Consider the following 9,021-nt stretch of genomic DNA (forward strand, 5'->3'; position numbering starts at 1 on the left):
GCATCCTCGGCTGCACCCTGGGTCCAGGCGACGCCCGGCCCGAAGCACGTGGTCTCACGGCCGTCACCCATCGCCCAAGTGGCGCGGGTCGGGGTGGCCAGCACGGTCACTGTGACCGCACCGCGGGTCTCGGATGCCTCCAGCGGCGACCAATACCCCGGATCGAGCCACAGCCACGTCGGTACCTGAACGAAGGTCTCGTTGGCCAGAGGCGGACTCGTCGCCGGGACAGGAGGGGGAGGTTCGAGGCGCGCAGCCGCGATGTCACGGATCACCTCCGGTGGCACGCCCGGTGTCACCTCGACGATGATCTGCACCTCGATGTCCCCCCGACCATCACGCCAGCAGATCACGTCGTACCACACATACACGCCCGTCGGGTCGAGACCGAACAGCTCGATCTCATCCGGCTCGACCGGCCCGACCTCGTAGAAGCCCACCTCGTCACCCTCCCGGAACGGCCCCGCGTCAGCGCAGTAGTAGTCCCACAGCTCGTTCATTGTGTAGGTCTCGGGCTCGCCGGGAACAATCCCGTGGCACTCCCCGACCACATCGCCACCGCGGTCATCGATCTGACCGTCTCCCGAGCAGTGGTCGGCGAGCGCGGGGCGAGCGGAGATCAGCGTCGACAGCACCAGGACCGCCGCCGCCAGGATCAGACCGTTGGTAGGCCCCGATCGGTTGGTGCGAACTCGCATGCGAAATCCACCTGTCCTTGAAGATCCGACACCTTCCACGCTCCGTCCGCCAACACCATGACCGCCGACTGGAGGTCCCGCTGGCCCTCTCGAACCGAAGGCACGTCGTCCAGGCGCGCGCCCGTTGCCAGGTCGTATAGCCCGTAGTCGGGGTCGGGTTGGAGGCAACTGAGGATCACGACCTCGGACGCGCTTCTCACCTCGATCACCTCCGGGTGGGTCATCGGTTGACCACGAAGGGCCGCGCCCCGAGCTGCGTGCTCGTCCAGGAGACCCGTGATGAAGCTCAGCTGTGGCTCCGTCAACACCTGTTCCAGCAACGGGCTGTCCGGATCGGGAGGATCCCAGAACGACGACCGGGCGTCGTAGTACGCCTGATATCCGGCAATGGCTGAGTCTGCCATCTCCTCGGGGACGCACCCGCCAGCGCTCGGAATCCTGATCGCGTCGACGACCCAGCCCTCGCCGGTCCGCACCAGATCTGCCTCGTGCCACACCCCAACCGTGTCGGTGAATGACGGTGCCAGCAGCACGCAGTCCTCGATGGTGGCGCTGTCGGCCTGCTCTGCGGTAACCGTCGCGTGCAGCGACACGTCGGTCTCAATCGGACCCTGGCCAGACTCGCGCTGGCGCTCGAACAGGGCGATCGCGCCCTCGACAACCTGCGCTGATGCCACCGCCCGAAGCGGTGCTGGATCGAGATCGTCGGATGCGCGCACCTCGGTCCATGCGCCCCAGTAGGACGACCACGCAGCTATCACCTCGTGATCCGGGATGGGCGTCGTCGTCGAGGTCGTAGCGACGGACGTTGACGTCGAGGTTGCGGGCGGGTCTACGGTCGTCTCGGTGGCCGTCGTCGACGACGGGGGCCCCGCCGAAGTCGTAGTGGTCGTGCCCGCCGCCTCCGTACAGGCGCCGAGCACCAACAGCGCCGCCAATGCGACGCTGACAACAGACGGCGGCCGGGCAGGACCGCCGAACCCGGCTAACGAGTGTCGTGTGCTCATACGGCTACTCCCCGTGGCATTCAAACCTACCCTCCTCAACTCGAACCTGTGCAGGCCGAACACGATCCAGCATGACATCCAGTAAGGGGCGCGGACCGTCGACGAACGCGACAACCTGTCATCACGATGTCACAGACCCTCCAACCACGGAAAGGGACCATGCAGAACCAGCGGAACGCCATGCTCATGACCGGACGATCGCACGGAACCCTGTCACCAGAGTGTCAGCAACCCTGTCAGAAACCCTCCAACTGCGGGATGTCAAGGGATTCGTCGCCGTCGAATGCCACTGGCCTGAGATTTCCAACCGGGATCTGTTCGGACAGCGGCGCTCCGAGAGCACCTCAGGTCTCGAGCGCACTCCGATGCTGTACCGTAGCCGCTGATGAGTCAGGGGTCCTCGTGCTGTAGACCGACCGCTTCTATCCTCCTCTGGGTGGAGCGCGAGAGAATCAACTGGCCCCTCGTTACAGCGGTAACGGTTGCGGGCCTTGCCGCCTTGGGCGCCGGACTATGGCTCGGCAAGGGCACCGCTGATGCGTGGTCGTCAGTATTGATCGAGCTCGGGGCGGCGATAGGGCTCGCGTCCGTCCTGGTCTTCCTGGAGCGACGAGTCGTGCGACGAGTCGCCACATCAACGGCACGGGCCGAGGCTGAACGCGTCACTGCAGATCTGCGCGACCGGATTGAGCACCTGGAGGATGTCGACGCTGCTCAAGAACAAGAGCGTTCTGAGCAGCGACGACAGGCCGCGGCCCGTATGGAATCGATCCGACAAGGCGGCATCACCTCAGCCGCGGTTGGAGCCCTGCTCGTCGAGGCTGTGCGCGACCGCCTGATAGACCCCGATATGTTCCACGTGCGCACGAGCAGCGACCCTGCGTGTCCTGTTCTGTACATGCTCTCGTTCGTAGATCCGAAACGGGTCTTGACCATCTACATCGACTTCGAGCCGATCGAGATTGACGCCCAGCCGATCCTCGTGAAGGGGCACCCGATCCCGGTCCCCTTGAAGACTGACTCGACCGCTATGTGGACAGACCAGGAACCGTCAGTGATCGCAGCCGAGCTGCAGGCCGGACTCGAACGTCGCAACGAACCTGCTCGTGGCTTCGGATTTGGCCACTCGCTCGAGCGGCTGCTCAAGAGCATCCAGGTCATGCGCGATGCCCGAGCAGCCGAGGCTGAGAGTCCTGCCCGTCTTGAAGGACTGCTCCGAGTGCTGATCAACGACGACTGGGCGTACACCTCTGCCGGGCTCGAGGCAGTCGCGATGGAGACCAGATTCACCGTCAAAGCGGGTGGATGGCCCGACGGCGGTGGCCGGTGGGTCGGTCCTTATCTGCGTCTGTCGCAAGAGGTGCGCTCACACGCAGACACCTCCCTCGCGGAGGCACTCGAATGGATCGAAAAGCGCGAGCTCATCCGCCTGCTGGAGCCCGGGGCTGACCCAGTCAAGTCCCTATTCAGTCGCCAGCATGGAACGCCGTACGGTGAGATCGAGCGCTGAGGCAAGCCCACGCCTGGCTGATGAGCTCGGTCGCCGGCGCCCAACCAAACGGCTGCCCCTCTCACATCCTGAGACCCTGCCAGAAGTCGTGCCAGCGGTCCTCAACGAACTTGGCTACACGATTCAAAGTGATGTTCGCCTCCTCGGTACCCGCTGAAGCAGTGCTCGGCGAGATGGTGGTGGAATGGTTCCCCCCGATCACCACACGCACGTCCTGACGGACAACTCGATGAATGATGGCATGGCGCAGATCGGTTAGCTGACCTCCCGTGTTCGATGTGGCGATCGCATCGAACCAAGACTGCTCGTCTTTGGTGAGGCGTACTCGGCCGTCTTCCACTCTCTGTCGAAGGTCCCCGAAGTCGTGCTCCCGTCCGGGAGGTGGAACGGCGCCCAACCACCGCAACAGTGCCGTCGCGCAGAGATCGATACTCGTCTGTCCGCTCCCGAAGGCCATGAGCAGAGCGCCTGTCTGTACCGTCGCGCCATCTGCAAATACGCCAAGCGCGCCCGGACTATCGAATAACTCGGCTCCGAGACGCGTCGCAGCAACATGGCGAGCTGAAACATCGAGGCGCGTCTCGACATTCGTGGACTCAGGATTGCCTGACGATCGGAGCTTGTGCCGGATTGGCGTCGCTGAGGCAAGCAGCGCTTGTAATGACATGCCACAAGACTACGGTCTGCTGTCGGTCGGCCAAATCCTCCAAGCAGGTGTCGCGTTCTTGAGTTTTTGCACCAGCAACCCTGTCAGCAACCCTGTCAGACACCCTCCAATCGCCCTTCTCGCCAAGTGGTTTCGCCTGGCGAACGATCAGCCCTCGCGACCGGTCACGTGACACTCCAGGAACACTCCGTTGACAGGGTCGACCCTCACGATGCCAGTCATGGATGCCTTCGATCGTCTTCTCACCACCCAGCAACTGGCCGAGTACCTCGCAGTGCCCGTCGCCACCCTGTACGCCTGGAGACACGCAGGCGAGGGTCCGCCCGGGTTCCGGGTTGGCAAGCACGTCCGCTACCGCTGGAGCGACGTCGACCAGTGGGTACGCGGCCAGCTCCACTCCACCGCAGGCCGAACTCGTTGACCGCACTTGCCACGAGCATCTACGGTGAGCACCGGCGGTGCCACAGGTGAAGGAGGCTACGCGTGGCCCACATTCGACGACATCCCAACGCCCGTGACCGGTGGCAAGTCCGCTATGTCGACCCGTACGGCAAGGAGCGATCGAAGAACTTCGCCCGCAAGGTCGACGCCGAGAAGTTCCTTCACACAGTCGAGGTGCAGAAGATCAGGGGCGAGTGGACCGACCCTGCCGCCGGCCGGGTCAAGTTCTCCGAGTGGGCCGTCCAGGTGGATGCCACCCGTCCCAACCGACGCGACTCGACCCGAGCCCGCGACTCCTCTTATCTGAGTAACCTGATCCTGCCGACCTTCGGAGATGCGGAGATCGGTGCGGTACAACCAAACGAGATCAGACGCTGGATTGCCGATCTCCAGGACCGGGGCTATGCCCCAGGCACGATCGCTAAGGCGTATCAGATCCTGTCTCGCTCATTCAGGGTGGCGGTCGCCGACGGTCTCATCGCCCGTACGCCGTGCCGGGAGATCAAGCTCCCCAAAGACGACCGCGACGAGAAACGCTTCCTCACCGTCTCTGAGATCGAGCATCTCGCCGACGCCATCGACTCCCGTTACCGGGCCTGGGTTCTCACCGCCGCCTACACCGGACTCCGCTTCGGCGAACTCGCCGCCCTCCGCACCGACGACCTCGACCTGCTCCGCCGCACCCTCCGGGTCGACGAGCAGCTCAGCCGGCAAGGCTCCTGGCAGATGGTCGCCGGACCGCTCAAGTCCAAGAAGGCCTACCGCACCATCGGCATCCCCGCCTTCCTCTGCGACACACTGGCGGCCCATGTCAGAGAGTACCCCTCAGGATCGGATCTGGTGTTCTCCCACGCCCAAGGCGGACCGCTCGACTACAACAGGTTCCGCCGCCGCCACTGGAACCCCGCCGTTGCGGCCTCCGTCGGAACGCCCTGCACCCCCCATGACCTCCGCCACACCCACGTAGCCATACTGATCGCCGAGAACCAATCGCCGCGATACATCGCCGACCGGCTCGGACACGAGAGCACAAGAACGGTGCTCGACGTCTACGGACACCTCTACGAAGGCGTCGACGAAGCTGCGATGGAGGGTCTCGATCGGCTGCGATCGGAAGCTCAGACGGACACTAGACGGATACCCCACGGGTCGAACGTCGTTTCGATGAGAGCCGAGAACGAGAATCGTCAATCTCCGTAAGGCGTTCTATCGTGGGCGCCACTGGGAACGAACCAGTGACCGCCGTGTGACCGCAAGTCCCGAAGCATCGGTCATTGCCGAACAGCCACCAAGAGCCGAGATTCGACCCACGGATAACTGACATTATCTGTGCGATTCAAGGCCTCGAGGCGACCCTTCCGACCAATCATGGGGGTCCCTAAGATCTCTCGCAGCCTTGTGCCTACTCCAGATCGATAGAGAATTCGCTGATCCTCATGCAGGCGTCGAACCAATCGGATGTCCGATTCGCTGGATCTTCCATGATGGGCCGAACCGCGTTGGCCCATGCCCTCCCTAGATCCTTCATCTCTTGGCCGTAGTCTCGGCCGTACCAGGTGACATCGATTTCGTCGATCTGTGCCCAGGATTCTGTGCGGAGAGCGCTTGCCATGAGCAGGTATACCTTCAGCCAGCGGTCGGCAATCTCGCTCTCGATATGGTTGGGGGCGGGCTCGAGGCGCCCGCGATCAAAGTCGACCGCCGAAAGCCTTGCGAGAACCCTGCCGGTCAGCTCGAAGTCGTAGACCTCGGATTCGGCGAGCGTGGGTTCCCACGGAGCCATGAGGCATGCCGCTTTGTAGCTCGCTAGGGCGAATGTGCCCAACTCCTCGTCCCGGGCCTCTTCACTAATGCGATGGTTGTGCCAGTTGTAGGCAAGCACCCCGATAACAAGTGCCACGACCAACACGGTGAAGATGGAGACAGTCTCCCGAGTTCCCGTCCGGTCCGTCAATGGTTCCGCCCCGCTGGTTTCCGCGCCATCTCCAAAAGGAATTCGACGTCGTCGTCACTCATCGTGGCGAGAAGTTCCCGTAGTCCGGTGAGGGAGTCTAGCTCGGTGCGGGTCGGGTTGGGTGCCGGCGGGCGAGCTTCGAGGGGCATTAGTTCGCTGCGGAGATAACGGGCGGCGGCTCTCTGGTCACGGCGGGTCAAGGCCTGGTCGATCTGCTCTTCGACATGGACTGGCTGCTCGTAAGGGTGCCGGCACCAACGTCTTCACCAGCTTCTGCAGACGGGAGAGACTCGATCCCCACTTCGTGTGATGCCTGTGCGGCATCGTGAACGAAGCCGATCTCGATGATTACATCCATGTCACGTTTGCGATTTCGCCGCGGATCCGGCGGCTCCGCTTCCACGATCCGGGGTCGATCGAGGTCGAAGAGCTCCACTTTCGCTATCGCTTCAGCCAGGACGGCAAGCCACTCGGCCACAGCTGCACGGTGGTGAAGACACTCCGGGTGGTCCAGAGACCGTCGTTGCCACGATAGGTGCGGATCCCCGACTCGTCCAAAATGCCCGGCGCCAGTGACGACCACGACGATGCCGGGTCGGGCCATGTCGTGGTTGACGGCAAGGCCAACGTCGGGGCTCAGGTTCATCGCTACCAGCAGCCGGGCTCGATCTCGACCCCCGGCAAGGCCTCTTCGAGCCGTCTCCACTCATCGTTCTCTTCGAACATTCCGAAGACGTTGAGTAGGCGCAGCGAGGGATGGTCTTTCAGCCGGCTGAGGCCCTCGATGGTGACGCCGGTGTCATAGATCACTACTTCTTCGAGGGCGGGAAGCCTGTTGAGCGCCTCGATCGCGTCGTCGGTGATTGTGGTGTTGGTGAGTCCCAGATACTTGAGTGCAGGGAACTTCCGGCTGAGCCGGGCGACACCTTTGTCGGTGATTTTGGTGCTGGAGAGCTCGAGGGCCGTAAGCGCAGGTTGTTTAGGTAGACGTCGCAGGCCCTTGTCGGTGATGTCGGTGGCGGAGAGGCCGAGACTCTCGAGCCGCTCCATGGGACCGAGCGACCCGACACCTACGTCACTGAAGTCGAGACCGCCTAGGTCGAGTTGGCGCAGCGCTGTGAGGTGACTGAGGTGGCGAAGCCCGATGTCGGTAATGAGCCCCCCTGTGGGCTGGATGTCCTCGCGCATCAGCTGGTAGCGGGAGGGTCTATTGGCGCTGATGTCGAGGACCTGAAGGTCCGGAAGATGGATGAGTTTGGCGAGTTCATCGTCGACGAGCCCGCAGGCACGGAGACCGAGTTCGCGCAGCGAGGGGAACCGGTCTGCGAAGTCGAGTTTCATCCCGCCGGGAGGGCGGCTGATCTCGAGCGTCAGATGTTCGAGATCAGCATCGAGTGAGGCAACACCTGCGCCGGTCACCATGCCATAGGTGAGGCGGAGGTGGCGTAGCGGAGCATCGGTGAGGTGGGCGAGGCCGGCGTCGGTCAGCTCGTGAGAGCGGACCTCGAACAGCTCCAGCTCTTTGAAGGCGCGCAGATGCCGCATGCCCTCGTCGGTGATCTCGTGGGGATTGGCGTGACCCATGAGGAGATCGCGACCGTGATGGAACCCGATCGACAGCTCGCGCAGCGACGTCTGGCCGGCGAGCTTGCGAAGGTCGTCGTCTGTGATCGAGAGACTGCCCGCCCAGACCTTGTCGATCGCGTCCGGTGGCAACTGTGCCAGCGGATCGGTGCCGGGCATGCTCCCGCCGAGGCATAGGAGCACGCAGGCGTCAGCGGGTACGGTTACCGGGCCGCTGGCTGTCCCGAGGCGTTCGAGTCCGGCGTCGGTCTCGATGTAGAGATCGGGCGGCAGCGACATCCAACTCACGAAAGGCTCGTCGACCATGCGGGCGAACTGCAGCGTGCGGGTGTCATCCATGGGTGCTCTCTCTCTGGTTGCTTCAGGTCCCCGGCGACTCCTCCTGAGAGTAGATTCGACGCTCCGTCGGTCGACCATTAGCGAATCCGCATCCCTGGCTTCTCAGAGCTGGTGGGCCTGGCAGGACTTGAACGGTGGTTCGGCGGCGTCGTACCTACCGTGAGCCGACCGTGTGATCCGGCTTGCTCGACGGACGACGTTTCCAGCTTGCGTCGACACGGGCGAGGTCGGTGCCCCACGGCCATTGCACGGATAGGCAATATTATCCGTGCGAGCTTCCCGGATTCGGTCTATGCAAATACAGGCCCCGCGCGATGTCGGCGAAGCGCACCGCCGAGACCGGGTTCGTTCCCGATGCCCGCCAGCGTTGGACTGGGCGCACCTGGGTGCTTCGCTGCCAGACGCGATACACAAGATGCCTGTCCGGGTAGTACGGTGCGCATGAATTCGCGTTCTTCACCTCCATCGCCTGCTCGCGCGCGATGGACGGATGCGGATCGGCGCCATGGCCAGAGTTCGAGACCTTTCACTCCCGAGCCCACAGGAGCTCACGGAGATGTGCGTCAGCTTCGTTTCCGGGTACTACACCTGCTGCTCAAAGGCGTCGATGAGGCGGCGATGGAGGGTCTCGATCGACTCCGATCGGAAGCTCAGACGGACACCAGACGGACAGTTGAGCCTTCCGAGGTGGTGGAACTTCGACCCCGATCACCGGAAACCCTTGCCCCATAAGGGATCCCGGTCGTGGGCGCTACTGGGATCGAACCAGTGACCTCTGCCGTGTGAAGGCAGCGCTCTCCCGCTGAGCTAAGCGCCCCAGC

The 9,021-nt window shown here is 63.4% G+C and carries 10 protein-coding genes and 1 tRNA gene; 4 read left to right on the forward strand and 7 right to left on the reverse strand.

From position 1 onward, the window contains the following. Window positions 1–698 (reverse strand): hypothetical protein (locus P1T08_17405; protein ID MDF1597860.1); only part of this gene is annotated, 698 nt, incomplete at its 3' end. Further along, window positions 656–1,705 (reverse strand): hypothetical protein, encoded by a 1,050-nt coding sequence (locus P1T08_17410; protein MDF1597861.1) that lies wholly within the window; start codon window positions 1,703–1,705, stop codon window positions 656–658. The genes P1T08_17410 and P1T08_17405, both read right to left, overlap by 43 nt. 436 nt (window positions 1,706–2,141) lie before the next feature. Between P1T08_17410 and P1T08_17415 the strand changes: the two genes are divergently transcribed. Further along, window positions 2,142–3,215 carry a hypothetical protein gene (locus tag P1T08_17415; protein MDF1597862.1) on the forward strand — a complete coding sequence of 358 codons (1,074 nt, stop codon included), beginning with the start codon at window positions 2,142–2,144 and terminating at the stop codon, window positions 3,213–3,215. Between the two features lie 61 nt (window positions 3,216–3,276). Here P1T08_17415 and P1T08_17420 read toward each other — a convergent pair whose 3' ends face one another. Beyond that, the gene (locus P1T08_17420) at window positions 3,277–3,882 is read right to left on the reverse strand and encodes a hypothetical protein (protein MDF1597863.1); all 606 of its coding nucleotides are present in this window, start codon (window positions 3,880–3,882) and stop codon (window positions 3,277–3,279) included. Between the two features lie 220 nt (window positions 3,883–4,102). Here P1T08_17420 and P1T08_17425 point away from each other — a divergent pair, with 220 nt between their 5' ends. Next, window positions 4,103–4,303 (forward strand): helix-turn-helix domain-containing protein, encoded by a 201-nt coding sequence (locus P1T08_17425; GenBank protein ID MDF1597864.1) that lies wholly within the window; start codon window positions 4,103–4,105, stop codon window positions 4,301–4,303. Between the two features lie 62 nt (window positions 4,304–4,365). Beyond that, entirely contained in the window at window positions 4,366–5,523 is a 1,158-nt protein-coding gene (locus P1T08_17430) for a tyrosine-type recombinase/integrase (protein MDF1597865.1), read from the forward strand. A gap of 202 nt (window positions 5,524–5,725) precedes the next feature. Here P1T08_17430 and P1T08_17435 read toward each other — a convergent pair whose 3' ends face one another. The 3 genes from P1T08_17435 to P1T08_17445 all read right to left on the reverse strand — a co-directional run bounded on the left by P1T08_17435 (window position 5,726) and on the right by P1T08_17445 (window position 8,200). Beyond that, entirely contained in the window at window positions 5,726–6,223 is a 498-nt protein-coding gene (locus P1T08_17435) for a hypothetical protein (protein MDF1597866.1), read from the reverse strand. Between the two features lie 250 nt (window positions 6,224–6,473). After that, on the reverse strand, window positions 6,474–6,923 hold the full coding sequence (locus P1T08_17440; protein MDF1597867.1) for a hypothetical protein: 450 nt from the start codon (window positions 6,921–6,923) through the stop codon (window positions 6,474–6,476). Between the two features lie 2 nt (window positions 6,924–6,925). Continuing rightward, entirely contained in the window at window positions 6,926–8,200 is a 1,275-nt protein-coding gene (locus tag P1T08_17445; GenBank protein MDF1597868.1) for a hypothetical protein, read from the reverse strand. Between the two features lie 558 nt (window positions 8,201–8,758). Here P1T08_17445 and P1T08_17450 point away from each other — a divergent pair. Continuing rightward, window positions 8,759–8,932 (forward strand): hypothetical protein, encoded by a 174-nt coding sequence (locus P1T08_17450; protein MDF1597869.1) that lies wholly within the window; start codon window positions 8,759–8,761, stop codon window positions 8,930–8,932. Between the two features lie 13 nt (window positions 8,933–8,945). Here the strand turns inward: P1T08_17450 and P1T08_17455 are convergent. Then, window positions 8,946–9,017: transfer RNA gene (locus P1T08_17455), tRNA-Val, on the reverse strand. Window positions 9,018–9,021 lie beyond the last annotated feature (4 nt).

The organism is Acidimicrobiia bacterium, assembly GCA_029210695.1.
GTDB lineage: Bacteria > Actinomycetota > Acidimicrobiia > Spongiisociales > JAHEDJ01 > JAHEDJ01.